Genomic DNA, 23,202 nt, shown 5'->3' on the forward strand with positions numbered 1-23,202 from the left:
CGTCAAAGCGGGTGCCGCGCCATCTGGATGCGATGTTCAATGACCGCTCGACCCCGCTCACCCTGCTCCAGACCCGCCGATCGGGCAAACCGCGCGACCTGATCGCGCCCGGCCCGGACGATGCGCAATTGCGCCAGATCCTGGAGGTGGCGATCCGCACGCCCGACCATGGCAAGCTGGCGCCATGGCGTTTCGTCATCGTGCCGCTGGAAAAGCGCGCGGCGCTGGCCGACCTGCTCGAAGCCGCCTATCGCGCCGAAAAGCCCGATGCCGGTCGGCTGGAGATAGAGGCGATGCACCAGTTTGCGCATCAGGCGCCGACATTGGTGGTCGCCCTGTCCGCCCCGGTCGTAGGCAGCAAGATACCGGCCTGGGAACAGACATTGTCGGTGGGCGCGGCGGTCATGAACCTGCTCAATGCCACCCATGCGCTCGGCTTTGCCGGGGGCTGGCTGACCGGATGGCCGACCTATAATGACAATGTGCGCGCGGCCTTTGGCAAGGAGGGCGAAAGCATCGCCGGATTCATATTCATTGGAACGCCCGGCAAGCCGCAGGAAGAGCGGCCAAGGCCAGATTATGACGACATCATATCGATCTGGGACAGATAGTTACGCAAACGACCCGATCGAGCGCAAGCAACTGGCTTGCGCGCATCGCTGTATTATGGCACTGATGCAGTTATGGCCGACGATTCCAAACCCGTCTATCTCCGCCTGCGAGAGATAATTGCCGCATCCATATTGGACGGTGAATTTAGCGATGGCGACATGCTGCCATCCGTCCGCGCCTTTGCCGCGCAGCAGGGGGCCAATCCGCTGACGGTCGCCAAGGCCTATCAAAGCTTTCAGGATGATGGGCTGGTCGTGGTCAAGCGTGGCGTCGGCATGTTCGTCGCCGATGGCGCAACCCGCCGCCTGCGCGTGGCGGAGCGGGCGCATTTTCTGGAAACCGTCTGGCCCCCGGTCGCGGCGCAGATCCGGCGGCTGGGCCTGCGGGTCGAGGAACTGGACGCGCAGAAGGCGTAAGCGGGCCGCGCGCTTTTCCTGTCGTTCCAGATACCATTCTCCAACCTCCGTTCGTTTCGAGCGAAGTCGAGAAACCTTAGCGCCACGGTTTCTCGACTTCGCTCGAAACGAACGGAGCAAGGGATATGCAACGCGACAACGCGACTCAGGGCGGAGGATTTTACAGCGCCGCCAGCGCGTCCACCGCCTCCTGCCGCCCCGCAAAATTGGTAGCCGCTGCCTGCCCCAGCGCCAGCTTCGCATCATCCTTGCGCCCGGCGGCGGCATAGGCCTGCCCCAGATGGAGTTGCAGCACCGGGTGGCCGGGCGCCAGCGCCACCGCTTTTTCCAGCAGATCGACCGCCGCCGCCCCCTTGTCGCCGGTGCGCAGCAGCGTCCAGCCATAGATGTCGGCGGTCATCGGGTTGGCGGGCATCAGGCGATAGGCATGGGCGGCATAGGCCAGCGCAGACGGGCGATCCCCCATTTCCAGCGCGGCGCGGGCGAGGTCGGCCATCAGCACGGCGTCGCCATTCCCGGTCTGCGCCCGCACTGCCTGCAACAGGCGCAGCGCAGTGCGCCAGTCCTGCCGCTGCATGGCGACGGCGGCGGCAAGGCGCTGGGCTTCGGCGTCATTGGGATGCTGGGTCAGGAAGAGCTGCACGACCTGCGCCGCGCGCACGGCATTGCCCGCCTGCCCCCATGCCGCGGCAAGACGCATGGCGGCCGCCCGGTCGAACCGGATATTGGCAGCAGCCTCATAGGCGCGCGCGGCGTCGGCCGGGCGGCCCGCTGCGCCCAGTGCGTCACCGTGGATCAGCCAAGCGTCGGGCGCACCGGGATTGGCGCGGCTCAGCGATTGGGCGCGCGCCAACGCTTCGCCGGTGCGGCCAGTGCTCAGCAGCGCCCGGATATAGGGGATATTGTCGCGCGCGGTGGCGGTGCTGGCGGGCGGCGGCCCGCTGGCCAAAGCCGCGTCGCGGGGGCTGGCAAAGGAATCGGCGGCAGCACGCACCGGCCAGGCGGCGCGGGCCAGCATGTCGGCGGCCATCGCCCGGTCGCCCAACCCCTCCTGCGCACGGGCGGCCAGCGTCAGCACATAGGGATCGGCATCGCGCTGCGCGACGATCGGCGCCAGCATCGTGGCGGCGGCGGCATAATCGCCGGTCATATATTGGGCGCGGGCCAGCAGGGTGCGGGCGGTGCGATTGTCGGGCTGCGCCGCGACCAGTGGGGCCAGCGCCTCGGTAGCAAGGACGGCGTTGCCCTCCTGCAAATTCAGGACGCCGCGCAGCAGGCGGGTCGCCGGTTCATCGTCCAGCCGCCCCTGGGTTCGGTCCAGCAGCGAACGGGCCAGATCCGCCTTGCCCGCGCGCGCCGCCATCACCGCCTGCATCATCCAGGCGCGGGCATTGGCAGGGTCCAGCGCCAGGATGCGGCGCGTGAGGGCAAGCATCGCGCTGGCCGACCCGGCATCGGCCAGCGTTGCGGCATATTGCTCCATCGTCGGAATCGAATCGGGCCGAACCGCCAGCGCCCGGTCGAACCAGGGCAATGACGCCGTCAGGCCATATTGGGCGCGGGTCAGTTCACCGCGCAGCGTCAGCGCCTTGGCATCGGCAGGGTTCAGCGCAACGGCCCTGTCAGCCGCCGCAATCGCCCCCGCCTGATCGCCGGTCGCCAGCCGGAAGCGGCCAAGCTCGACCCAGTTTTCCGCATCGTCGGGCGCGATCGTCAGCGCGTTGGCCAGCGCTTTTTGCGCCCCCGCCATGTCCCCCTGCGCCATGGCGGCCCGCGCGATCACACGCGCAGCCATGTCCAGGTCGCTGTCGGGCACATCGGCGGCGCGCGCTTCCTTCAGCGCAGCGGCGGCATCGCCCTGCAACAACAGCGCCTGCGCCATGACGGCGCGGGTCTGCGACGGCGGCGCACCCAATGCGCGCGCGCGGGCCGCTTCGACCTGCGCCCCTGCCCCGTCGCCCAGTTCCACCAGTGTGCGCGCCTGCGCTTCCCGCGCGACCACGGATCGCGGCGCGCCCTTGATCGCGTTCATCAGTTCGATCCGCGCCGTGCGCGCGTCACCCAGGTCGAGCGCCGCCAGCCCCCGCGCCAGCGCGGCGCTCCCGTCCCGTTCATGCACGCGCCATTGCCACAGGCCCGCCACGCCCAGCAGCAGGACGATGATCCCGGCGATCAGGAAGATGCGCGTCCGGCTCATGCCTGCATCTGATATTGTTTGAGCAGATCGTAGAGGGTCGGGCGGCTGATCCCCAATATCTTCGCCGCGCCCGATATATTGCCATCGGTGCGGGCGATGGCGCGGCGGATGGCGCGGCGATCGGCCATTTCGCGCGCGGCCTTCAGGTTCACGACCTCACCCCCGGCGGCGCGTTCCTCGTCCAGATCCAGGTCGGCCGCCGTCACCAGCTTGCCATCGGCCATGATGACCGCGCGCTTCATGCGATTTTCCAGTTCGCGCACATTGCCCGGCCAGGGCCAGGCGTCGAGCGCGGCCAGGGCGTCCGGGGCCAGCCCCTTGACCTGCGGGTTCATCTCTCGCGCGAAGCGCGCCAGAAAATGGCGGGCCAGCAGCGCCGGATCGCCGGGCCGGTCCTTCAGCGCGGGTATGCGGATGACGATTTCGGCCAGGCGATAATAGAGATCCTCGCGGAAGCTGCCCGCCGCGATCATCTCCTCCAGATTCTGGTGGGTGGCGCAAACGATGCGGGTATCGACCGCTATCGGGTTGCGACCGCCGACCCGTTCGATCGACCGCTCCTGCAGGAAGCGCAGCAATTTGACCTGGAGCGCCAGCGGAATGTCGCCCACTTCGTCAAGGAACAATGTGCCGCCCTGCGCCTGTTCGATCTTGCCCGGCGTCGTCTTGACCGCGCCGGTGAACGCGCCCTTTTCATGGCCGAACAGTTCCGATTCGAGCAGCGTCTCAGGGATCGCCGCGCAATTGATCGCAACGAACGCCCCGTTCCGGCGTGGGCTGGCATCATGCAGCCCCTGCGCCAGCAACTCCTTGCCAGTGCCGCTCGCCCCCAGCAGCAGGACGGAAACCTGCGCGCTCGCAACCCGCTCGATCGTGCGGGCCACCTTCATCATTTCGGGCGCCGCGCTGATCAGGCGGCCCAGCACCCGCCCATCATCCGGCGCGGTGTCGGCCAGCCGGGCATTTTCCCGCTCCAGCGCATGAACATGGAAGGCACGGCGGACGATCATGCCCAGTTCGTCAATATCGACCGGCTTCTGGTAAAAATCATAGGCGCCGCCCGCAATCGCATCGAGCGCGCTTTCCCGCGCGCCATGGCCGGACGCAACGATCACCTTGGTATCGGGCTTGATCCGCAATATCTCCGCCAGCGTCGCAAAACCCTCGCTGGTGCCGTCCGGGTCCGGCGGCAGGCCAAGGTCGAGCGTCACGACATCGGGCGTTTCCGCGCGCAACATCTCGATCGCTTCGTCCCGGTCGCCCGCGATGAACAGCCGATAATCCTCATAGGCCCAGCGCAACTGGCGCTGGAGACCCGGATCATCCTCGACGATCAGCAATTTGGGGCGGGTGTCGCTCATCAGGCGGCTTTCTCTTGTCTGTCGTTCCGGGGGGCGAGCGGCAGGCGCAGGGTGAACCGGCTGCCGACGCCCATCTTGCTTTCAACGTCGATCCGCCCGCCCATGGCCTGCGCCAGCGCGCGCGCCTCGAACGCGCCAATGCCAAAGCCGCCTGCCTTGCTGGAGGAAAAGGGCTTGAACAGATCGCGGCGGATATATTCCGCGCTCATGCCCCGGCCATGGTCGATAATCTCCACCAGCACGTCGCTGGCATCGGCGGACAGGCGCAGATCGACCGGGCTGTCGGGCGCGCTGGCGTCGATGGCGTTCTGAAGCAGATGGGTGAGTATCTGTTCGACCCGCGCCGGATCGGCCAGTGCCAGCGGCGCGGTGCCAACGACATTGACCGGATGCTGGCGCGCGCGGGTGCGGGCGACCTGATCGGCCATGTCGCGCAGGGACAGCGGACGGGGTTCCTCCGCCTTGCCCTTGTTATGCTGCGACAGGCGGGCGAGCATATCGTTCATCTTGCCGACCGATTCCTGCAACGTCAGGATCATGTCCGCGCGGAAATCCGGATTGTCGGCATGGCGCTGCGCATTGCGGGCGAGCAACGAAAGTTGGCTCACCAGATTTTTGACGTCATGGATGATGAAGGCGAACCGGCGGTTGAACTCCTCGAACCGCTGCGCATCGTCCAGCGCCTGCTGCCCCTGCGCCTCGCTGATATAGGTTGCGGCCTGCCGCCCGGCGGCGCGCAGCATGTCGAAATCCTCCCAGTCGAGCCGCCGGTCGATCGGCGGGCGGGCCAGCAGGATGGCGGCGATCAGGCGGCCATAATGGACCAGCGGCACCAACGCCCAGGCGCGCCGGTCCTGCTTCATCCAGTCGGGGAACATCAGAGCGCCATCCACGGTACGGGGTTTGCCAAGATCGATGATCCAGCCGCTCTTTTCCCATGCCGCCACCATATCGGGCGTCAGCGCAGCGCCATCGGGCAGGCCGCCGTCCCAGTTCCAGTGCGCCTCGAACGTCAGCGCATCCTGTTCGTCGCGCAACATCAGCATGGCAGCGGGCGAATCGGTGATGTCGGCGACCGCCTTGGCCACGCGCTCGCCCAGCGGCGCGGCATCGTCGCCGGGGCGGCCGATCGTCTCGCCAAAACGCATCCATTCGGTGCGATAGTCATAGCGATGCTGGAAGAAATGCTTGGCGACCTGCACCTTCCACAGCGCGCGCATCTGGGGCGATGGCAACAGCACCAGCGCGGTGACGGCGGTGAAGAATACGGCGCCGATTTCCACCACGCGGGCATAGGGGCCAGCGATCAGTTCGATCAGGATCGCCGCTGCCGTCAGGACGATGACGTAGAGCGCGATGGCGAACAGCGAGAGCGACTGAAAGGTCAGCGTTCGCGAAAGTTGCAGGCGGCCCGCCATATCCTTGTGCATGCCCACCGCGATCACCGGGGCGAGCAGCGCCATCAGCACGCCGCGCAGGGCGTAAAGTTCGCTGACCCTGGCGGGCGCGAAATAGCAGAGCACGTAGAGATTGAGGTCATAAGTCCACATCGCCGCCAGCGCGCCGAGCAACAGCGCCACCCCGACCCGCTCACGCGAGGGCCAGTTGGTGTAGAGATGATGGACCAGCAGCAGGCTGCCGATCGCGGTCATCATCCGCAGCACCAGCGACACGTTGACCAGCGCGCGATGCATCTCGCTGTCGGGCGACAATTGCCGCCAGATCAGATCGGTCGATGTCTGGAGCAGCAGCAGCCCGGCAACAGCGGCGTAAAGCGCGCTGATCGCCAGGATCGGTCCCGCCCGGCCCACCGGCCCGCGCCGCAGCATGACGAACATCGCCAGCAGCCAGGCGGCATTGCGGATGCTTTCGCCGATGCCGCTGAGCGGTTTGGAAACGCCGCCGAAGGATATGTAGAGCGCCCAGCAGCTGGTGAGCAGCAACGCGACCGCCAGCATGCGCGGTTCAACGGCCTCTTCCCGCCGCCGCAGGATGAAGATGCCCAGCGCCGCAAACAGCACGGCCGCCAGCGCATGGCCCCAATCGCCGACAAATTGAAGCAGCGTGCCCATATCGAGCGCCTCAGCGCGCGCCGTCGGGCCAAAGGACAACCCGCAGCGTCTGGATCAGGATCAGCAGGTCCAGGAAAGGCGTGTAATTTTTGGCGTAGTAAAGATCATATTCCAGCTTGTGCCGGGCATCTTCGATCGACGCGCCATAGGGATAGTTGATCTGCGCCCAGCCCGTAATGCCGGGCTTCACCATATGGCGTTCGGCATAATAGCGCAGATGCTGTTCCAGATCCTCCACGAACTGCCGGCGTTCGGGGCGCGGGCCGACGAAGCTCATTTCGCCCTTCAGCACGGTCCAGGTCTGCGGCAGTTCGTCGATCCGCAATTTGCGCAGCCAATAGCCCAGGCGGGTGATGCGCGGATCGTCCTTTTCGGCCCAGACCGCCTGTCCATCGACTTCCGCATCGGTCCGCATGGTGCGCAGCTTCACGATCCAGAATTCCTGGCCGAACAGGCCGACACGCTGTTGCCGGTAGAAAGCCGGCCCCTTGCTGTCCAACTTGACCAATATCGCCGCGATCAGGATGACCGGGCCGGTCAGCGCCAGCAGCAGCGCACTGGCCAGAATATCGAACAATCGCTTGGCGAAGCTGGATATGCGGCGGCCGGCGGAAAAGCCGTCCGAAAAGATCAGCCAGCTGGGATTGACGCTGGCAAGGTCGACGCGCCCTGTCTCCCGCTCCAGAAAGGTCGACAGATCGTTGACATGGACGCCGGTGGTCTTGATCCGCAAAAGGTCCGCCATCGGGATGGCGTTGCGCCGTTCCTCCAGCGCCAGCACCACTTCGCTGGCGTTCAGGCGGACAACGAAATCGGACAGATTATAGATGGCGCTGCGGTTGATCGCTTCCTGCACCACCTGCGGCCCGTCATTCATGGCGATATAGCCAACGACGAGATAGCCAGCGCCCTTCTTCTTTTCCAGTTCGCGGATGCGATCGGCACGATTGCCCGCGCCGAGCACGACCAGCCGCCGCTTGAACGCCTCGCCGCCCAGCATCGAGCCGAGCACCAGCCGGACCGCCAGCAGCAGACCCATAGCCAGCCCCATGGCGTAGAGCGAATTGGAGCGCCACAGCGTCATGCCGGGCAGCAGGAAATAGAGGACGGAGAGGAAAATGACGCCCAGCGACACAGCGACCAGCAGGCGCGCAAAGGCGAATCGGATGGATTGCAGCGCTTCGGTGCCATAGACGCCGACCGCGATCATGCCGGTCTGGATCGCGACGGCGAAGCTGAGCAATGGGCCCATGCGGGTCATCACATGATCGATATCCATGCCGATCTGGCGCGCGCGCAATATCCAGCCGCCCTCCGCCGCGCACAGCAGCAGCACGAAATCGAGCAGCCCCAGCAGCAGCACGGCATGCGGCACATAATGTTTGAACAGCCTGATCATCGTCGCACTATCGGTCCCGGTGGTGTCGGACTTGGCCTTACAATGACTGTAAGAAAATCCGACAGGGCCATACCCTGCCCGAAAATGGCAAAGAAATCCTGAATCTGTGCGCCGATCGCGGTCAACCCATGATCAGCCATGGGGATTATCGGCTTCTAAAAGCCTCGCCTTCGCCCCGATCGGCTCCGACGCAGGATTATGGGCGACCCCCGGCTTTGAAGGGATCGGCTTTGTGTGATGGGATGGGGGTGGCGCACGCGATGATTGCGCGCTCCAGCCGCTTTACAGTGTCAGCCTATCGCGCCGCTATTGATCCGCCGCTTTCGATCCGTTGCCGTCGCGTAATTTGTCCGCTGCATTTTTGGCCGCGTCACCGACCAGCTTGGCCGCATCATCGACCGATTGCGCAGCGCTCGTCACGGCTTCAGCCTGGCGATCATCGCGACGATCGTTGGTCAGATAGAAAAAACCGATGGCCAAAATCAGCGCGAGCGCAACCAGCGCAAACACGACCCCGCTGCCACGCGATGGCTCGGTGGTGGTGAAATGAGTCGGCGGATCGTCCCGTTCTAAGGGGGTATCGCCCATATTGCGTCTCCTTATGCGAGCTACAACGGGCAAGGTCGGGCGATCGTTCCGGTCAGTCCTCCAGCGGGCCATGATCGCGGCCCCGGCTGAGCCGGTCAACATCATCCATGATTTCGTCCAGCACCGCCGTTTCGGTCGTTTCCTGGCTGCGGCGCGATGGCAGTTCCCCGCTTTCGAGGATCTGCTCCAGCGCGGCGCGACCGCGGGCCACGCGGCTCTTGATCGTACCGACGGCGACGCCGCAAATTTCGGCGGCTTCCTCATAGGCGAAACCGCCAGCGCCCACCAGGATCAGCGCCTCGCGCTGCGGCTGGGGTAGCTGTAGCAGCGCGCGCTGCATGTCGCTAAGTTCGACATGCTTGTCCTGCGACGCAGGTGCCGCAAGGATGCGATCGGCCGTCAGGTCGTCCCAATCGCCACGAAAGCGCGAACGGCGCATTTGCGACAGATAATGATTGCGCAGGATGATGAAGGTCCAGGCGCGCATGTTGGTGCCAGCCTGAAAGCGCTGCCGCGCCGCCCAGGCCTTCAACAGGGTTTCCTGCACCAGATCGTCCGCCGTATCGCGGTTGCCCGACAGCGACCGGCCAAAAGCGCGCAGATGCGGAATTACCGCGGCAAGCTCACGCTTGAAGTCGGCGTCCGACAGTGGCGCCCGATCTTCGGCCGACACAATCTCTGCGCCGATAGCGTCGTGGCTGTCGCCAACATGATCAGTCATGGGTACGCCCCCCTTGCTGGTTGCCGTCCTCATCCCATGAACCGACATCGTCAAAGCCATAAATGCGCCCGCATCCTAAATCATGTGCCGTCAAAAAGCAGTTTCCGCAATCCGCGCCGTCAGCGCCAGAGAACGAAGAGCATCACGATGACGGCGAGTGCCAGCGAAATACCCAGCACATACCGCACGACATGCTCCGTCGACCCGCTGCGCGCGTCTTCGGTCGCGATATGCTTTTCAGGTTCAACCATTGCCCGTCTCCCGATCGTTACGCCTCATTAACGCCAGCGATGATCGGGAGTTCCAACATTGCGTCATAAAGGCGGCGCCGTTCAGGCCGGCGCGGTCGCCTCGTCAAAGAATAAAGCCTGCGAAATCGCTGCCTTGACGGTCGATCGCTGGAACGGCTTGGTGATCAGGAAGGTCGGTTCGGGCCGTTCGCCCGTCAGCAGCCGTTCCGGAAAAGCGGTGATGAAGATGACCGGCACGGAGAATTCGGCAAGAATGTCCTTCACCGCATCGATGCCGCTGCTGTCGTCGGCCAGCTGAATGTCCGCCAGCACCAGCCCCGGACGATCGGCCAGCGCTTCACGCACCGCATCCTCCGCCGTTACGGCGATGGCGGTGACGTCATGCCCCAGATCGCGGACGATGGTTTCGATGTCCATCGCGATGATCGGCTCATCCTCGATGATCAGCACCTTGGCGCGTGTCTGCGCCTCGATCTCGCCCAGCGCCTCTTCGACCAGCGCTTCCACATCGGCGCTGCTCATGTCGATCAGATAGGCTACATCGTCGATGGTGAAGCCTTCCAGCGCAGTCAGCAGCAAAGCCTGACGCGGCAGCGGGGTCAGGCGGGCAAGGCGCGCCTGCGCAATCGCTTCGCGGCTGCCGCCGACCGACATCGGAATATCTTCCAGGTGCGAAGAGGACCAGATGGCGTGGAAGGTACGATACAGGCCCAGACGAGGGTCGACGTCGGACGGAAATTCCTCCGGCGCGGCGACGATCGCTTCCAGCGTCGCGCGGACATAGGTGTCGCCATGCGCCTGGCTGCCAGTCAACGCACGAGCGTAGCGCCGCAGGAACGGAAGATGGGGGTGCAATTGCTGTCCAAGCGACATCGTCAAATCTTCTCCCTGCCCAAAATGGGCGTAAAATCCCGAAGCATCGGTGCCTGCCTATGGCGGCATGGGAAAGGATGGAATGTCACTGCCGTCATGGCAACCCCCTGCCCCCAAACATAGCCAAAAGCGCGGCCGTAGAAAAAATGCTTCACTCGCCGGAACCATCAACGGGCAGATTTGTTTCGCAGCCATATGGATTTTTCGATTTTATCGTGAATTTTGTATCAATCGCGTAGAACGGCGAATTGACGTTCTATAAGAATCCCGCAAATACGGGCAGACTGGCGTGTCGGATATTGCTTCAGAGGGGCTCATTTTGGTTTCTTCATCGACGGAACGTAAGGCGGCGGGAGGGGGCAAGCCAGATGGCGTGACCAGCCCGGACAGCGGCCAACCTGCCGCTTCGTCACGCCGCAAGCGTGCCCCCAAGGAAGATGGCCATGTGTCCCAGGCGCTCCGCACCGTGTATCAGCGCGCCGTGGATGAAGATATTCCCTCCGAAATGCTCGATCTGCTGAGCAAGCTGGACTGATACAGCCATGAACGGGGGCAGCCTTCCTCCGGCCGCCCGCACCGGAGCCGCCCGATTGCCGGGCGTGCCGTTTGCCGGTCTGCTCCGGTCAACGGGCGTCAAGATGTTCCTCATCCTGACGCTGGCCCTTTTGCCGCTGGGGCTGATCGCGCTGATCGCCTCGCTTCAGGCGATCCGCACCGCAGATCTTGAAAAGGACGCCCTGCTCCGCGTCGCCGTGACGCAGAGCGCGCGCAAGCTGACGGCGGATCTGCTATCGGACCGGACGGCACTGGAACTGACCGTCAACACCCTGGCCAACGCCGGTGGCGACCAGAGTATCTGCCAGCGGCTGGAGCTTTTCCTGACCTCGCATGACCGCGATGGCGGGCTGTTTTACATCTACGACCGGCGCGGCAGGCGCCTGTGCGGATCAGCCGCGCCCGAACCGGCTGGCATCGTCTTTGGCGCCCGCTTCAAGGGCAGGGCTGCGCAACTTCTGCCCGCATCGAACGTCCTGGTAAGCCGGGTCCGCAGCCGCAATGGCAAGCTGGTCGGCCTTGCCTATTATTCGCAGGCCCATCTCGAAAGCGTCGCCGATCCTGCAACGGCCTTGCAGAACCGGCAGCTCACCTTGCGGCAGGGCGACGCTCGCATGGTCATCAGCCGTCCCGGCGGCGCGCAGATCGCTGGCCGCGCCAGCAGCCTGTCGGCGCGGCTCGACCCGCCCGACATGGTGCTGACAATGACGGTGCGCGATCCGCCGGCGACCCTGGCGCGGCTGCTCTCGCTCTTCCTGCCGCTCGTCATGTGGTTTGCGGCGGCGGCGGTCGGCTGGTTCGTCGTCAATCGCCTGTTGATCCGCCCGCTGGTGCTGCTGCGCCGTTCGGTTGCGGCCTATCATCCGGGCGAAGTGCTGGAGCCGCTGCAAAAGGTGCGCACCCCGGCGCAGGAAATTGTCGCGCTGGGCGAAACCTTCCGCGAAATCAGCGAAGATGTCGCCACCCATGAAGCGGAAATGGCGCAGGGGCTGGAAACACAGCGCAAGCTGACCCGTGAAGTGCATCATCGGGTGAAGAACAACCTTCAGATCATCGCCAGCCTGATCAACCTGCATGCCCGATCGGCCCATGATCCCGAAGCGGTGGAAGCCTATGCCTCGATCCAGCGGCGGGTCGATGCGCTTTCGGTCGTCCACCGCAATCATTTCGCGGAACTGGAAGATAATCGCGGCGTAGGCGTGCGCCCGCTGATCAGCGAATTGTCCGCCAGCCTGCGCGGCACAGCGCCCGCGCAAGCGCGCCGCTTTGGCATTCAGATCGACGCGGACGACCTGCACATCAGTCAGGATGTTGCCGTGCCGATCGCCTTCCTGCTGACCGAACTGGTCGAACTGGCGATGATGCTGGACCCCCAAGGCACGATGCGGATCGCGGTACGGGCGGTGGCGGATCGCGACGATCGTGCGCTGCTGAGCGTCCGGTCGCACGGGCTGCGCGGATCGGACGCGATGACGGTCCATCTGGCCGAACGTTATGGCCGGGTGCTGACCGGCCTGTCGCGTCAGCTCCGCGCGCCGCTGGACCATGACGCCGAAGAGGGCGGCTACAAGATCGAGATCAGCGTCATCCCCTGAAGCGCGAAAACATCACTGCCCCCCGTTGGGAACATGACCCATTGCTCAGGCGCGTTGATAATCGCGGCGGAAATCGGCGGCGAAGGCGGCGAATTGCCCAGCCGCGATCGCGTCGCGGATTGCCTGCATCAGCGATTGGTAGAAATGGATATTATGCTGCGTCATCAGCATCGCGCCCAGCATTTCCCCCGCCTTCACCAGATGATGGAGATAGGCGCGGCTCCAGGTCGTGCAGACCGGGCAGGTGCAGCGCGGATCGAGCGGCCCTGTATCTTCGGCAAAGCGCGCATTGCGGATGTTGAGCGGTCCCGCCCAGGTAAAGGCCTGTCCGTTGCGGCCCGACCGGGTCGGCAACACGCAATCGAACATGTCGATGCCGCGCTCCACCGCCCCGACAATATCGTCGGGCTTGCCCACGCCCATCAGATAGCGCGGCTTGTCCTGCGGCAGCATGTCCGGCGCGAAATCCAGCGTGGCGAACATCGCCTGCTGCCCTTCCCCCACCGCAAGGCCGCCCACGGCATAACCGTCAAAGCCGATGTCGATCAGTTGCTGGGCCGATTGCCGCCTCAACCCTTCATCCAGCGATCCCTGCTGGATGCCGAACAGGGCCGCACGTTCCGCATGATCGCCGCCAGCATCAAAGCCGTCGCGCGAACGTTTCGCCCAGCGCATCGATCGCTCCATCGAGCGCGCCGCCTCGTCATGGGTGCAGCCATTTTTCGTGCATTCGTCGAACGCCATCACGATGTCGCTGTCCAGCAAGCGCTGGATTTCCATCGACCGTTCCGGGGTCAGCATATGCTTGGACCCGTCGATATGGCTGGAAAAGGCGACGCCCTGCTCGCTCATCTTGGTCAGTGCGGACAGGCTCATGACCTGATAACCGCCGCTGTCGGTCAGGATCGGCCGGTCCCAGCCCATGAAGCCGTGCAGGCCGCCCAGCCGCGCCATACGCTCCGCGCCAGGACGCAGCATCAGATGATAGGTGTTGCCCAATATGATGTCCGCCCCGGTCGCGCGCACTTCGGCCGGGCGCATCGCCTTGACCGTGGCGGCAGTGCCGACCGGCATGAAGGCGGGCGTACGGATCTCGCCGCGCCGCATCTGGATAGCGCCAGTGCGCGCCTTGCCGTCAGTGGCGGCGATGGAAAAGGAAAAACGGGGCTGGGTCACGCGCGCCGTTTATGAGCGAACGGGCGCTGGCACAAGGGTTCAGCCCGCCTTGCGCACACCTTCAAACAGCATCAGCGCATCGACGTTGAAGCCTTCGACCCGGCGATAGGGACCGATGAAGCGCAGGCAGTCCGCCGACAGGCGCAACGGCCATGCTGCACCCGTCGCATCGTGGAGGGCCAGCGTGACAAATTTGGAGTCCTGATCGCGGTCGTTCATTCGACCGTTGCTAATTAATAAAGGTTAACAAAGGCCTGAGCGACGATCAACAGAGGCCATGGCAGGTCGATTTGTTGCATTTCCACCACAGCGAGTCGCATTCGGGCCGATTTGTGACGACGCGTTTGCAACAGTGCTGAGCAAAAATAGTTAACGCTCTGTTCATTGATGGAGGGTTCATTGCATCCTCCCTGCGAGCCTGTTCTGTTCAGTCGTAATAGAAAAACGGGGACGCACATGATTGATTCAGGACGGTTTAATCCGGCAAGGGACGTGGTCGAGACCGCGAGTGAGGAGCATTTTGCGCCTGACACCGATCAACCCGCCTTTTCCGTAGCGGAAATTGCGGTTCCAACCAGCCGCTCCACCCTGTTCGATCTGGGCCAGATCGACGTGCGCTGGGACGAGGAGCTGGCGACATTGTGGGCCTTCATGACTCCGCATGAACGGCCCAATTCCAATCTTGGCCTGATTCGCGACACGATGGCGTGGCAGCGCGAAAGCAAGCGCGTCTATGGCGGTGCCGACGGCAGCGGCCGCGACGGTCCGCTTAAATTCATGGTATTGGGGTCACGCTTTCCCGGCGTGTTCAACCTGGGCGGCGATCTGGAGATGTTCGCCGAGTGCATCCAGCGCCGCGACCGCGCCACCCTGCTCAGCTATGGCGTCGCCTGTTGCGAGATCGTCGATCGCATCTGGCACTGCAACGACATGAGCATCATCAATATCGGTCTGGCGCAGGGCGACGCGCTGGGTGGCGGGCTGGAGGCGCTGATGTGCTTCGACGTCATCATTGCCGAGCGTCAGGCCAAGTTCGGCCTGCCCGAAGTGCTGTTCGGCCTGTTCCCCGGCATGGGCGCCTATTCGATATTGTCGCGGCGCGTCGGCCCGGTGCTGGCGCGCGAGATGATTGCCGAGGGGCGCATCTACAGCGCGGACGAGATGTGCGAGATGGGCATCGTCGCCAAGGTCGTCGAAACGGGCGAGGGCGAAGCGGCGACCGCGCAATGGATTCGCGACCATCGCGCCCATCATGCCGGTTATGTCGGCATCAACCGGGCGGGTCGGCGGGTCAATCCGCTGACATTGGCCGAACTGACCGATATTGTCGAAACATGGACCGACACGGCGCTATCCCTGTCCGACCGCGACCTGCGGATGATGCGTCGGCTGGCGTCGGCGCAGACCAAGCTGCGCTGAAGCAGCCCTGCGGCGGCGGGTCAGGCCTGCCGCTGCGGCCGCTTGCGGATGACGGGATCGGGGCGCTCCGCCCCTTCCAGCGGGCCGGCGGCAATCATTTCCGCAACTCGCTCGCTCGTCACCGGGCGACTGAACAAATAGCCCTGCACGTTGGTAAAGCCAGCCTCGCGCGCATGAAGTAGCTGATCGGGCGTTTCGATCCCTTCGGCCACCGTGTCCATCGCCAGATCCCGCGCCAGATTGCCGATCGCGCGCACGATCGCCCGATCCTCCGCATTGGAACTGACCCCGGCCATGAAGCTCTGGTCCACCTTGAGCGTGTCGAACCGATAGGAACGCAAATAGGAAAGCGAACTATAGCCGGTGCCGAAATCGTCGAGCGCCAGCCGCAGGCCGATGCGCTGCAATTCGCGCAGGATCGTGTTGGTCTGGCCGCTGTCGTCCAGGAAGATCGATTCGGTGACTTCCAGTTCCAGCCGCCGGGCCGGTAGCCCCGTCTCCAGCAGCGCCGCAATGACATTGCCGGGCAGCTCGTGCGACTTGAGCGAGGCGGGCGAGATGTTGATGGCGATGCGTACTTCGCCCGGCCAGGAGGCCGCGGCGATACAGGCTTCGCGCAGCACCCAGCCGGTCATCGCCTCGATCATGCCCATGCTTTCGGCGATCGGGATGAATTCGCCGGGCGAAATCGGTCCCAGCACCGGATGATCCCAGCGCAGCAGCGCCTCGCAAGCGTCGATATGGCCGCTTTCCAGATCGACGATCGGCTGGAAGAGCAATTTGAGTTCGTTGGTCTCCAGCGCGCGGCGCAGCCCGGTTTCAACCTCATGGACACGGTTGAAGCGTTCCTTGAGCGACCAGTTGAAGCTGGATGCGCGGTTGCGCCCTTCCCGCTTGGCTTCATAGAGCGCGAGGTCCGCATGCTGCATCAACTCGTCCATGTCGCGCCCATCCTGCGGCGCGACCGCAATGCCGATGGACGCGGTCACCTGGAGATGATTGTCCGACAGGTCGAAGCCATGGCCGAAATAGGTGATGATTTCCTGCGCGATCGCCGCTGCGGTCACCCTGTCGGTATCGGGGCAGATGATGACAAATTCGTCGCCGCCAAAACGCGCGATCCGGCCCCGGCCCTGCACGACTTCGTCTAGCCGCTCCGCCACGGCGCGCAGCAACTGGTCGCCGACCATATGGCCCAGCGAATCGTTGATTTCCTTGAACCGGTCGACATCCATCCACAGGATCGCCACAGCGTCATTGCGCTTCTGGCTGGTTTCGAAGATGTCGCGCAGCCGCATCTGCATCGCCATGCGGTTTTCAAGGCCGGTCAGGCTGTCGAAGCGCGCGAGTCGCTCGAATTTTTCAGCGAGCAGCGATTTGTCACGCTTGCCGATCAGCGCCTGGACGACGATTCGGTGCGTGGTCGAGCTGATTTCGGCAAGGCCCAGCACCATGGCGACCATGGCGATCGACAGGACACGATAGCCGGTCGATCCTTCCATCCACAGCCCGGTCGCGGTCGGCAGCAGGGCCAGGCACACCTGCCCGATGGCGATCTGGACGCGGCCTGCATTGCGGCCGGAGATGCCGCCGGCATAGCCCGTCGCCATCGACACGCTGAGCATGTGGATGACCGGATTGCCCGATCCGATCAGGGTGACAAAGCCCATCAGCCCCAGCAACCCGGCATAGGCCCAGGCGCCCAGCTCATAGGCCAATTCCCAGTTGCGCGAGGCGACGGCTGTGCCGCGAACCAGCTGGCGATGAAAGAAAATGGCGGAAACGACGCGAAGTGCGGCAACGACGCACACGGCGATGACGACCGCGTGGATCGCGGCAAAATCGCTCAGGCTGCTGATGGCGATCCCCACGGCGGTGCCGGTGGCCGCGCCGATGGTCAGGGATGCAGGAGACGCATAAAGGGATTCGACCAGGCTCTGCCGCACGTCGGCTTCCTGCCCCGTCCGCTGCGCCATGCGCTTTTCCAGCAATGTCCTCAAAGCGCGCAAATTGGCGGGTCTCCGGTTCCCTGACCCGGTGTCGCATTTTCCCTTTATTTTTTGGTTAATGCCGCAGCAGCAGAGACAGAAAGGGGGATGCGCGGCTTGAACGGGCCAGTCGGGCTGATATGCCACCCGCATCTTAGCCCATAGCCTGGAGCCTGCCCGATGCACCTGCTTGATCGCCCCGTCTGGCACGCGCTTCGCAGCGGTTGGGCGGCGCTGGCGCAGGGCGATGGAGACGCGCTGCGGATCGATCCCGCCTATGGCCCCTTTGCGGCGAGCGCGGATGACGATGCGGACAGGCTGACGGCACTGGCGGCGCTGGCGACGGGCGAGAGCGAGATGTGGCTGGTCGGGCAGGATGTCGCGGTCGCGCCGCCGGGCATGACCATCGCGCGGACCGCGATGCTGGCGCAGATGGTTGCCAAGGAGGTTATCCCTGCCCCCGCCCCGCCGCTTGAATGGAAGGTGCTGGACGAAGGCGATGCGGCGGATATGCGCGCGCTGTCACTGTTGACACGGCCCGGCCCCTTCGGCCCGCTGACCCACAGGCTGGGCCGCTTCGTGGGGATACGCGACCATGGGCAACTGGTCGCCATGGCGGGCGAGCGCATGCGCCTGCCCGGCTTTGCGGAGGTCAGCGGCGTCTGCACCCATCCCGATTTTCGCGGACGCGGTCTGGCGAGCGCGCTGATGCGGATCGTCATGCAGGCGATGCTGGACCGGGGCGAAACGCCCTTCCTGCACGCCTATGCCGCCCACGACCGGACGATCGCGCTCTATGAGACGCTGGGCTTTGCCGTGCGCGCGCGACTGCCGATGACGGTGCTGGTGCGCTGACCGATAAAAAAGGCCGGTGGATCGCTCCACCGGCCTCTTCCTTGTCATAGCGAGAGCGTTGGACTTAGAAGTCCATGCCGCCCATGCCGCCCATGCCGCCGCCGGGCATGCCCATCGGCGCCTTGTCGTCGGCAGGCACTTCGGAGATCGCCGCTTCGGTGGTGATCAGCAGGCCAGCAACCGATGCCGCGTCCTGCAGGGCCGCACGAACGACCTTGGTCGGGTCGATCACGCCGGCTTCCACCAGGTTTTCATAAACGTCGGTCGAAGCGTTGAAGCCACGGGTTTCGTCATTTTCGCGCAGCAGGTTGCCGGCAACCACGGCACCGTCAACGCCCGCATTCTGGGCGATCTGGCGCAGCGGCGCTTCGATCGCCTTGCGGATGATGTCAATACCACGGGTCTGGTCGTCATTCGCGCCCTTCATGCCGGCCAAAGCCTTGGTGGCATAGAGGAGAGCGGTGCCGCCACCGGGGACGATGCCTTCTTCGACGGCCGCACGGGTAGCGTGCAGGGCGTCGTCGACGCGGTCCTTGCGTTCCTTGACTTCGACTTCCGAAGCGCCGCCAACCTTGATGACGGCAACGCCGCCAGCCAGCTTGGCCAGGCGTTCCTGGAGCTTTTCACGGTCATAGTCCGAGGTGGTGTTCTCGATCTGCTGACGGATCTGGTCGGTGCGGCCCTTGATCGAGTCATGGTCGCCAGCGCCATCGACGATGACGGTGTTGTCCTTGTCGATGGTGACGCGCTTGGCCGTGCCGAGCATCGCCAGCGTGACGTTTTCCAGCTTGATGCCCAGGTCTTCCGAGATCACTTCGCCCTTGGTCAGGACAGCGATATCTTCCAGCATCGCCTTGCGACGATCGCCAAAGCCAGGGGCCTTGACCGCTGCGACCTTCAGGCCACCGCGCAGCTTGTTGACGACCAGGGTCGCCAGCGCTTCGCCTTCAATGTCCTCAGCAATGATCAGCAGGGGGCGACCCGACTGAACGACCGCTTCGAGGATCGGCAGGATCGACTGGAGGTTGCTGAGCTTCTTTTCGTGGATCAGAATGTACGGATCAGCCAGCTCTACAGACATCTTTTCCGGGTTCGTCACGAAATAGGGCGACAGATAGCCACGGTCGAACTGCATGCCTTCGACGACGTCCAGCTCGAATTCGAGACCCTTGGCTTCTTCAACCGTGATCACGCCTTCCTTGCCGACGCGCTCCATGGCTTCGGCGATCTTTTCGCCAACCACGGTGTCGCCATTGGCCGAAATGATGCCGACCTGGGCGATTTCCTTGGTCCCGGCGACGGGCTTGGAACGGGCCTTGAGGTCTTCGACAACCTTGATGACGGCCAGATCGATGCCACGCTTCAGGTCCATCGGGTTCATGCCGGCGGCAACCGACTTCATGCCTTCGCGGACGATCGCCTGCGCCAGAACGGTCGCGGTGGTCGTGCCGTCACCGGCGATGTCGTTGGTCTTGGACGCGACTTCGCGCACCATCTGGGCGCCCATATTCTCGAACTTGTCCTTCAGTTCGATTTCCTTGGCGACGCTGACGCCGTCCTTGGTGATGCGGGGCGCGCCGAAGCTCTTGTCGATGACGACGTTGCGGCCCTTGGGGCCCAGGGTCACCTTGACCGCGTCGGCCAGGATATCGACACCGCGCAGGATGCGCTCACGGGCGTCGCGGGAAAATTTTACGTCTTTTGCAGCCATGGGAAAAACCCTCTTTCTTGCAAATGGGAATAGTCAGGAAAAGGAACGAGTTAGGCGACAACGCCCAGAATGTCCGATTCCTTCATGATCAGCAGGTCTTCACCGTCGACCTTGACTTCGGTGCCCGACCACTTGCCGAACAGGACGCGATCGCCAGCCTTGACGTCGAGCGGGGTAACCTTGCCATCTTCGGCCTTCGAGCCGGTGCCGACGGACACGATCTCGCCTTCCTGCGGCTTTTCCTTGGCGGTGTCGGGGATGATGATGCCACCGGCGGTCTTAGCTTCCGCTTCGATGCGGCGGACGAGAACACGGTCGTGCAATGGACGAAATGCCATGTTGATTGCCTTTCCCTTCTGTTTGGGATCGGTCCGGCGCGCGATCCGGGGATGAATCCCCCCGAAAACCGCACTCGCCTTATCCTGCTCCCGATAAACTGCGTCGCTGCTAGCACTCATTGAAGGAGAGTGCTAGCGCGCCCTCATATGGTGCAACCAAAAGGCGGGTCAAGGATTAGTAGCGAAATTTTCGCGGTGATTTTTTCGGGCGACATGTCCCGTCTGTTGCGCGTTCCGGCGAGATATGTCGCCAGCGCATTCTTTGATGGCGGTCGCATCGCTTTTCCGCCGTCCTCGTTGTCCAGTCATAACAGGAAAGGACAGAGGATGCATTTCGGCACAATCGTCGTCGCGGTCGACATCAACGATCCGGAAAATGCAAAGGCCGCCATTGCCAGGGCTGCCGCCATCGCTGGGCCGCAGGGGAAGCTGCACCTGCTCAACGTGCGCTACCACCTGCCGTCGCGCTATTCCGATCTGCTGGTTGGCGATTTCGATCAGCGGGAGGAAGATGAGGCCATGGCCGCGATGCGGCAATGGTCCATGCAGGCCGGACTGACCGAAGAGCAGGTCAGTTTTTCCACCCGGCGCGGCAGGGTGCGCGATGAAGTCATCAGTGAAGCGGAACGAACCGGCGCGGATCTGATCATCATCGGATCGCATCAGCCATCCATGTCGTCGAAGCTGCTGGGATCGAACGCATCGGCCATCGTCCATCAGTCGCCGGTCAGTGTGCTGGTGGTGCGGCATAGCGGCGGATAGAAAGGTGCAGCGGTTGCGGCACGGCGCTTGGCTTCCTACCTCCCGCGCGTAGAACAAGCTGGAGCCTGCGCGCATGACCGACACCTATACCCCGCCTGCCGTCTGGACGTGGGACAAGGCCAATGGCGGCCAGTTCGCCAATATCAACCGGCCCATTGCGGGCGCCACCCATGACAAGGATCTGCCCGTGGGGCAGCATCCCCTGCAACTCTATTCGCTGGCGACGCCCAACGGGCAGAAGGTCACGATCCTGCTGGAGGAATTGCTGGCGGCGGGGTTCAGCGCCGCCGAATATGATGCCTGGCTGATCAGGATCAGCGATGGCGACCAGTTTTCCAGCGGCTTTGTCGCAGTCAATCCCAACAGCAAGATCCCGGCGCTGATGGACCATAGCGTCTCCCCGCCGCAGCGCGTGTTCGAATCCGGCGCGATCCTGCTTTACCTCGCCGAAAAATTCGGTGCCTTCCTGCCGACCGATCCGGCCAAGCGCACGGCAGCGCTCAGCTGGCTGTTCTGGCAGATGGGCAGCGCGCCGCTGCTGGGTGGCGGCTTTGGCCATTTCTACGCCTATGCGCCGGAAAAATACGAATATCCGATCAACCGCTACGCGATGGAAGTGAAACGGCAACTCGATGTGCTGGACCGGCATCTGGCGGACAATGACTATATGGCGGGCGATGAATATAGCATCGCCGACATGGCCATCTGGCCATGGTATGGCGGCGTCGTGCTGGGCCGCGCCTATGATGCGGTCGAGTTTCTGGACGCGGGCAGCTATACCCATGTCCTGCGCTGGGCCAGGCAGATCGACGCCCGCCCGGCGGTGGCGCGCGGACGGATCGTCAACAAGACAAGCGGCCCGCTGAACGAGCAATTGCACGAGCGCCACGACGCGGGCGACTTTGCAACCAGGACGCAGGACAAGGTGGAGGGGGCCGCATAACGCCCCCTCGCCTACCCCCGCATCAATAGCCGACGGTAAAGCGCTGGCGGCTGTGGCGCGGCGTTTCGATTTCATCGACCAGCGCGATGGCATAATCGGCAAAGTGATCTGCCCCCTGCTGAGTGGCCCAGAGACTATGATAGTCTGGACCACGAAGGGGAAAATGAATGCCGAGCAAGAAGCACAAGCCGGAAGAGATTATCGGCAAGCTGCGTGAAGTTGAGATTGTGCTGGCGCAGGGGGCCTCGACAGCGGAGGCCTGCCGGCGGATCGCGGTCAGCGAGCAGACCTATTATCGCTGGCGGAAGGAATATGGCGGGCTGAAGACCGACCAGGCGCGGCGGATGAAGGATTTGGAGAAAGAGAACCAGCGTCTTCGCCGGGCGATTTCGGACCTGACGCTGGACAAGTTGATCCTGCAGGAGGCTGCCAAGGGAAACTTCTGAGCCCTGCGCGGCGGCGGCGCTGCATCGATCATTTGCGACAAGAGCTTCCGGTGTCCGAGCGACGGATATGCCGGGTGCTGGGTCAGCATCGATCGACACAGCGCAAGGTGCCGCGCGGGGCGGATGACGAACAGGCACTGACAGAGGATATCATCGCTTTGGCGAAGCAATATGGTCGCTATGGCTACCGCCGGGTGACGGCATTGCTGTGCCATGCGGGATGGACGGTGAACCATAAACGCGTTGAGCGGATCTGGCGGCGTGAGGGGCTGAAGGTTCCGCTGCGCCAGCCAAAGCGCGGACGCCTATGGCTCAACGACGGATCCTGTATCCGCCTGCGGCCCGAATATCCAGGTCATGTATGGGCCTACGACTTCGTCGAAGGGCGCACGCATGACGGGCGCAAGTTCCGCATTTTGACGATCATCGACGAGGCCAGCAGGGAGTGCCTGGCGCTCATCGTCGCGCGGCAGCTCAAGCATGAGGATGTTCTGGCAGCGCTCGCCGACCTGTTCATCTCGCGCGGGCCACCGGCGCATATACGGTCCGATAATGGCAGCGAATTTATCGCGACTGCCGTCCAGAAATGGTTGGGGCAGATCGGCGTGAAGACGCTCTACATCACGCCGGGTTCACCATGGGAGAATGGCTATAACGAAAGCTTCAACGGGTCGCTTCGCGACGAACTGCTCAACGGCGAGATCTTCTACAGCCTTGCCGAGGCCAAAGTGCTGATCGAAGCCTGGCGGCGGCATTACAACACCGTCCGCCCGCATAGCAGCCTGGGCTATCGACCACCGGCCCCGGAAACGGCGACACCGCCATATCCGGCCTCCGGTTCCGCTTCGCTCCACCTCCACCCGGATATGGCGGCGATGAGCTTAATGCACTAACAAACCAATCGGTCCACTCGGTGGGGGCAGA

22 protein-coding genes and 1 pseudogene are annotated in these 23,202 nt (G+C 63.8%); 9 read left to right on the forward strand and 14 right to left on the reverse strand.

Features of this window, described 5'->3' with window-relative positions; all coding sequences use genetic code 11:
• Nucleotides 1-32: 32 nt before the first annotated feature.
• The gene (locus tag IWY39_RS05660) at nucleotides 33-611 is read left to right on the forward strand and encodes a nitroreductase family protein (RefSeq protein WP_107125269.1); all 579 of its coding nucleotides are present in this window, start codon (nucleotides 33-35) and stop codon (nucleotides 609-611) included.
• 72 nt (nucleotides 612-683) lie between these two features.
• On the forward strand, nucleotides 684-1,028 hold the full coding sequence (locus tag IWY39_RS05665; protein ID WP_017184351.1) for a GntR family transcriptional regulator: 345 nt from the start codon (nucleotides 684-686) through the stop codon (nucleotides 1,026-1,028).
• A 160-nt stretch (nucleotides 1,029-1,188) separates the two neighbouring features.
• Here IWY39_RS05665 and IWY39_RS05670 read toward each other — a convergent pair whose 3' ends face one another.
• From IWY39_RS05670 to IWY39_RS05700, 8 genes are all read right to left on the reverse strand, one after another.
• Nucleotides 1,189-3,225, reverse strand: coding sequence for a tetratricopeptide repeat protein (locus IWY39_RS05670; protein WP_107125162.1), 2,037 nt, complete (start codon nucleotides 3,223-3,225; stop codon nucleotides 1,189-1,191).
• Nucleotides 3,222-4,586 carry a PEP-CTERM-box response regulator transcription factor gene (gene prsR / locus IWY39_RS05675; protein WP_017184353.1) on the reverse strand — a complete coding sequence of 455 codons (1,365 nt, stop codon included), beginning with the start codon at nucleotides 4,584-4,586 and terminating at the stop codon, nucleotides 3,222-3,224. The genes IWY39_RS05670 and prsR overlap by 4 nt, the downstream gene beginning before the upstream one ends.
• Entirely contained in the window at nucleotides 4,586-6,658 is a 2,073-nt protein-coding gene (gene prsK / locus IWY39_RS05680) for an XrtA/PEP-CTERM system histidine kinase PrsK (RefSeq protein ID WP_107125268.1), read from the reverse strand. Before prsK ends, prsR begins: the two co-directional genes overlap by 1 nt.
• Nucleotides 6,659-6,668: 10 nt before the next feature.
• The gene (locus IWY39_RS05685; protein WP_017184355.1) at nucleotides 6,669-8,057 is read right to left on the reverse strand and encodes a TIGR03013 family XrtA/PEP-CTERM system glycosyltransferase; all 1,389 of its coding nucleotides are present in this window, start codon (nucleotides 8,055-8,057) and stop codon (nucleotides 6,669-6,671) included.
• Nucleotides 8,058-8,363: 306 nt separating this feature from the next.
• Nucleotides 8,364-8,645: a hypothetical protein gene (locus IWY39_RS05690; RefSeq protein WP_017184356.1), complete on the reverse strand. Its 282-nt coding sequence runs from the start codon at nucleotides 8,643-8,645 to the stop codon at nucleotides 8,364-8,366.
• 52 nt (nucleotides 8,646-8,697) lie between these two features.
• The gene (locus IWY39_RS05695; protein WP_019051748.1) at nucleotides 8,698-9,366 is read right to left on the reverse strand and encodes a sigma-70 family RNA polymerase sigma factor; all 669 of its coding nucleotides are present in this window, start codon (nucleotides 9,364-9,366) and stop codon (nucleotides 8,698-8,700) included.
• A 119-nt stretch (nucleotides 9,367-9,485) separates the two neighbouring features.
• Nucleotides 9,486-9,617, reverse strand: coding sequence for a hypothetical protein (locus IWY39_RS24310; protein WP_017184358.1), 132 nt, complete (start codon nucleotides 9,615-9,617; stop codon nucleotides 9,486-9,488).
• 81 nt (nucleotides 9,618-9,698) lie between these two features.
• On the reverse strand, nucleotides 9,699-10,490 hold the full coding sequence (locus tag IWY39_RS05700; protein ID WP_019051747.1) for a response regulator: 792 nt from the start codon (nucleotides 10,488-10,490) through the stop codon (nucleotides 9,699-9,701).
• A 289-nt stretch (nucleotides 10,491-10,779) separates the two neighbouring features.
• Here IWY39_RS05700 and IWY39_RS05705 point away from each other — a divergent pair, with 289 nt between their 5' ends.
• Both IWY39_RS05705 and IWY39_RS05710 read left to right on the forward strand, forming a co-directional pair.
• Nucleotides 10,780-11,025: a NepR family anti-sigma factor gene (locus IWY39_RS05705; RefSeq protein WP_130752523.1), complete on the forward strand. Its 246-nt coding sequence runs from the start codon at nucleotides 10,780-10,782 to the stop codon at nucleotides 11,023-11,025.
• A gap of 103 nt (nucleotides 11,026-11,128) precedes the next feature.
• The gene (locus IWY39_RS05710; protein ID WP_107125267.1) at nucleotides 11,129-12,640 is read left to right on the forward strand and encodes a sensor histidine kinase; all 1,512 of its coding nucleotides are present in this window, start codon (nucleotides 11,129-11,131) and stop codon (nucleotides 12,638-12,640) included.
• A gap of 45 nt (nucleotides 12,641-12,685) precedes the next feature.
• Here IWY39_RS05710 and tgt read toward each other — a convergent pair whose 3' ends face one another.
• Together tgt and IWY39_RS05720 are read right to left on the reverse strand one after the other, a co-directional pair.
• A complete protein-coding gene (gene tgt, locus IWY39_RS05715) occupies nucleotides 12,686-13,816 on the reverse strand; it encodes a tRNA guanosine(34) transglycosylase Tgt (RefSeq protein ID WP_017184362.1) in 1,131 nt (376 codons plus the stop codon).
• 39 nt (nucleotides 13,817-13,855) lie between these two features.
• A complete protein-coding gene (locus IWY39_RS05720; RefSeq protein ID WP_017184363.1) occupies nucleotides 13,856-14,035 on the reverse strand; it encodes a hypothetical protein in 180 nt (59 codons plus the stop codon).
• Nucleotides 14,036-14,272: 237 nt separating this feature from the next.
• On the opposite strand from IWY39_RS05720, the gene IWY39_RS05725 reads away from it, so the two are divergent.
• Nucleotides 14,273-15,235: a crotonase/enoyl-CoA hydratase family protein gene (locus IWY39_RS05725; RefSeq protein ID WP_026002618.1), complete on the forward strand. Its 963-nt coding sequence runs from the start codon at nucleotides 14,273-14,275 to the stop codon at nucleotides 15,233-15,235.
• A 20-nt stretch (nucleotides 15,236-15,255) separates the two neighbouring features.
• On the opposite strand, the gene IWY39_RS05730 is transcribed toward IWY39_RS05725, so the two are convergent.
• Nucleotides 15,256-17,211, reverse strand: coding sequence for a putative bifunctional diguanylate cyclase/phosphodiesterase (locus IWY39_RS05730; protein WP_019051741.1), 1,956 nt, complete (start codon nucleotides 17,209-17,211; stop codon nucleotides 15,256-15,258).
• A 192-nt stretch (nucleotides 17,212-17,403) separates the two neighbouring features.
• On the opposite strand from IWY39_RS05730, the gene IWY39_RS05735 reads away from it, so the two are divergent.
• Nucleotides 17,404-18,078, forward strand: a complete 675-nt coding sequence (locus IWY39_RS05735) for a GNAT family N-acetyltransferase (RefSeq protein WP_196871403.1) — start codon at nucleotides 17,404-17,406, stop codon at nucleotides 18,076-18,078.
• 64 nt (nucleotides 18,079-18,142) lie between these two features.
• On the opposite strand, the gene groL is transcribed toward IWY39_RS05735, so the two are convergent.
• Together groL and groES are read right to left on the reverse strand one after the other, a co-directional pair.
• Nucleotides 18,143-19,789 carry a chaperonin GroEL gene (groL, locus tag IWY39_RS05740; RefSeq protein ID WP_107125160.1) on the reverse strand — a complete coding sequence of 549 codons (1,647 nt, stop codon included), beginning with the start codon at nucleotides 19,787-19,789 and terminating at the stop codon, nucleotides 18,143-18,145.
• Nucleotides 19,790-19,839: 50 nt separating this feature from the next.
• A complete protein-coding gene (gene groES / locus IWY39_RS05745; protein WP_007704439.1) occupies nucleotides 19,840-20,127 on the reverse strand; it encodes a co-chaperone GroES in 288 nt (95 codons plus the stop codon).
• 327 nt (nucleotides 20,128-20,454) lie between these two features.
• Here groES and IWY39_RS05750 point away from each other — a divergent pair, with 327 nt between their 5' ends.
• Nucleotides 20,455-20,889 (forward strand): universal stress protein, encoded by a 435-nt coding sequence (locus tag IWY39_RS05750; RefSeq protein ID WP_107125266.1) that lies wholly within the window; start codon nucleotides 20,455-20,457, stop codon nucleotides 20,887-20,889.
• Between the two features lie 73 nt (nucleotides 20,890-20,962).
• Entirely contained in the window at nucleotides 20,963-21,832 is an 870-nt protein-coding gene (yghU, locus tag IWY39_RS05755) for a glutathione-dependent disulfide-bond oxidoreductase (protein WP_107125159.1), read from the forward strand.
• Nucleotides 21,833-21,854: 22 nt separating this feature from the next.
• Here yghU and IWY39_RS24435 read toward each other — a convergent pair.
• Nucleotides 21,855-21,935 (reverse strand): annotated as a pseudogene (locus tag IWY39_RS24435) (NAD(P)-dependent oxidoreductase); the annotation flags it as partial.
• 64 nt (nucleotides 21,936-21,999) lie between these two features.
• Here IWY39_RS24435 and IWY39_RS05765 point away from each other — a divergent pair.
• Nucleotides 22,000-23,171 (forward strand): IS3 family transposase gene (locus IWY39_RS05765; protein ID WP_107124077.1). Its coding sequence is split into 2 segments (ribosomal slippage): nucleotides 22,000-22,264 and nucleotides 22,264-23,171, totalling 1,173 coding nucleotides; the frame shifts between segments, so codons are not numbered across the junction.
• Nucleotides 23,172-23,202: the final 31 nt, after the last annotated feature.

The sequence above is a fragment of the Sphingobium sp. JAI105 genome (assembly GCF_015752145.1).
Lineage (GTDB): Bacteria > Pseudomonadota > Alphaproteobacteria > Sphingomonadales > Sphingomonadaceae > Sphingobium > Sphingobium xenophagum.

Excerpts from the sequence above, each read along its gene's own strand:
- IWY39_RS05670 (WP_107125162.1), bottom strand. The coding sequence starts at position 3,225 with ATGAGCCGGACGCGCATCTTCCTGATCGCCGGGATCATCGTCCTGCTG.
- groL (WP_107125160.1), bottom strand. The coding sequence starts at position 19,789 with ATGGCTGCAAAAGACGTAAAATTTTCCCGCGACGCCCGTGAGCGCATC.
- IWY39_RS05720 (WP_017184363.1), bottom strand. The coding sequence starts at position 14,035 with ATGAACGACCGCGATCAGGACTCCAAATTTGTCACGCTGGCCCTCCAC.
- IWY39_RS05685 (WP_017184355.1), bottom strand. The coding sequence starts at position 8,057 with ATGATCAGGCTGTTCAAACATTATGTGCCGCATGCCGTGCTGCTGCTG.
- IWY39_RS05725 (WP_026002618.1), top strand. The coding sequence starts at position 14,273 with ATGATTGATTCAGGACGGTTTAATCCGGCAAGGGACGTGGTCGAGACC.
- IWY39_RS05690 (WP_017184356.1), bottom strand. The coding sequence starts at position 8,645 with ATGGGCGATACCCCCTTAGAACGGGACGATCCGCCGACTCATTTCACC.
- IWY39_RS05730 (WP_019051741.1), bottom strand. The coding sequence starts at position 17,211 with ATGGCGCAGCGGACGGGGCAGGAAGCCGACGTGCGGCAGAGCCTGGTC.
- groES (WP_007704439.1), bottom strand. The coding sequence starts at position 20,127 with ATGGCATTTCGTCCATTGCACGACCGTGTTCTCGTCCGCCGCATCGAA.
- IWY39_RS24310 (WP_017184358.1), bottom strand. The coding sequence starts at position 9,617 with ATGGTTGAACCTGAAAAGCATATCGCGACCGAAGACGCGCGCAGCGGG.
- IWY39_RS05735 (WP_196871403.1), top strand. The coding sequence starts at position 17,404 with ATGCACCTGCTTGATCGCCCCGTCTGGCACGCGCTTCGCAGCGGTTGG.
- yghU (WP_107125159.1), top strand. The coding sequence starts at position 20,963 with ATGACCGACACCTATACCCCGCCTGCCGTCTGGACGTGGGACAAGGCC.
- IWY39_RS05750 (WP_107125266.1), top strand. The coding sequence starts at position 20,455 with ATGCATTTCGGCACAATCGTCGTCGCGGTCGACATCAACGATCCGGAA.
- IWY39_RS05710 (WP_107125267.1), top strand. The coding sequence starts at position 11,129 with ATGTTCCTCATCCTGACGCTGGCCCTTTTGCCGCTGGGGCTGATCGCG.
- IWY39_RS05700 (WP_019051747.1), bottom strand. The coding sequence starts at position 10,490 with ATGTCGCTTGGACAGCAATTGCACCCCCATCTTCCGTTCCTGCGGCGC.
- prsK (WP_107125268.1), bottom strand. The coding sequence starts at position 6,658 with ATGGGCACGCTGCTTCAATTTGTCGGCGATTGGGGCCATGCGCTGGCG.
- IWY39_RS05695 (WP_019051748.1), bottom strand. The coding sequence starts at position 9,366 with ATGACTGATCATGTTGGCGACAGCCACGACGCTATCGGCGCAGAGATT.
- prsR (WP_017184353.1), bottom strand. The coding sequence starts at position 4,586 with ATGAGCGACACCCGCCCCAAATTGCTGATCGTCGAGGATGATCCGGGT.
- IWY39_RS05660 (WP_107125269.1), top strand. The coding sequence starts at position 33 with ATGTTCAATGACCGCTCGACCCCGCTCACCCTGCTCCAGACCCGCCGA.
- IWY39_RS05665 (WP_017184351.1), top strand. The coding sequence starts at position 684 with ATGGCCGACGATTCCAAACCCGTCTATCTCCGCCTGCGAGAGATAATT.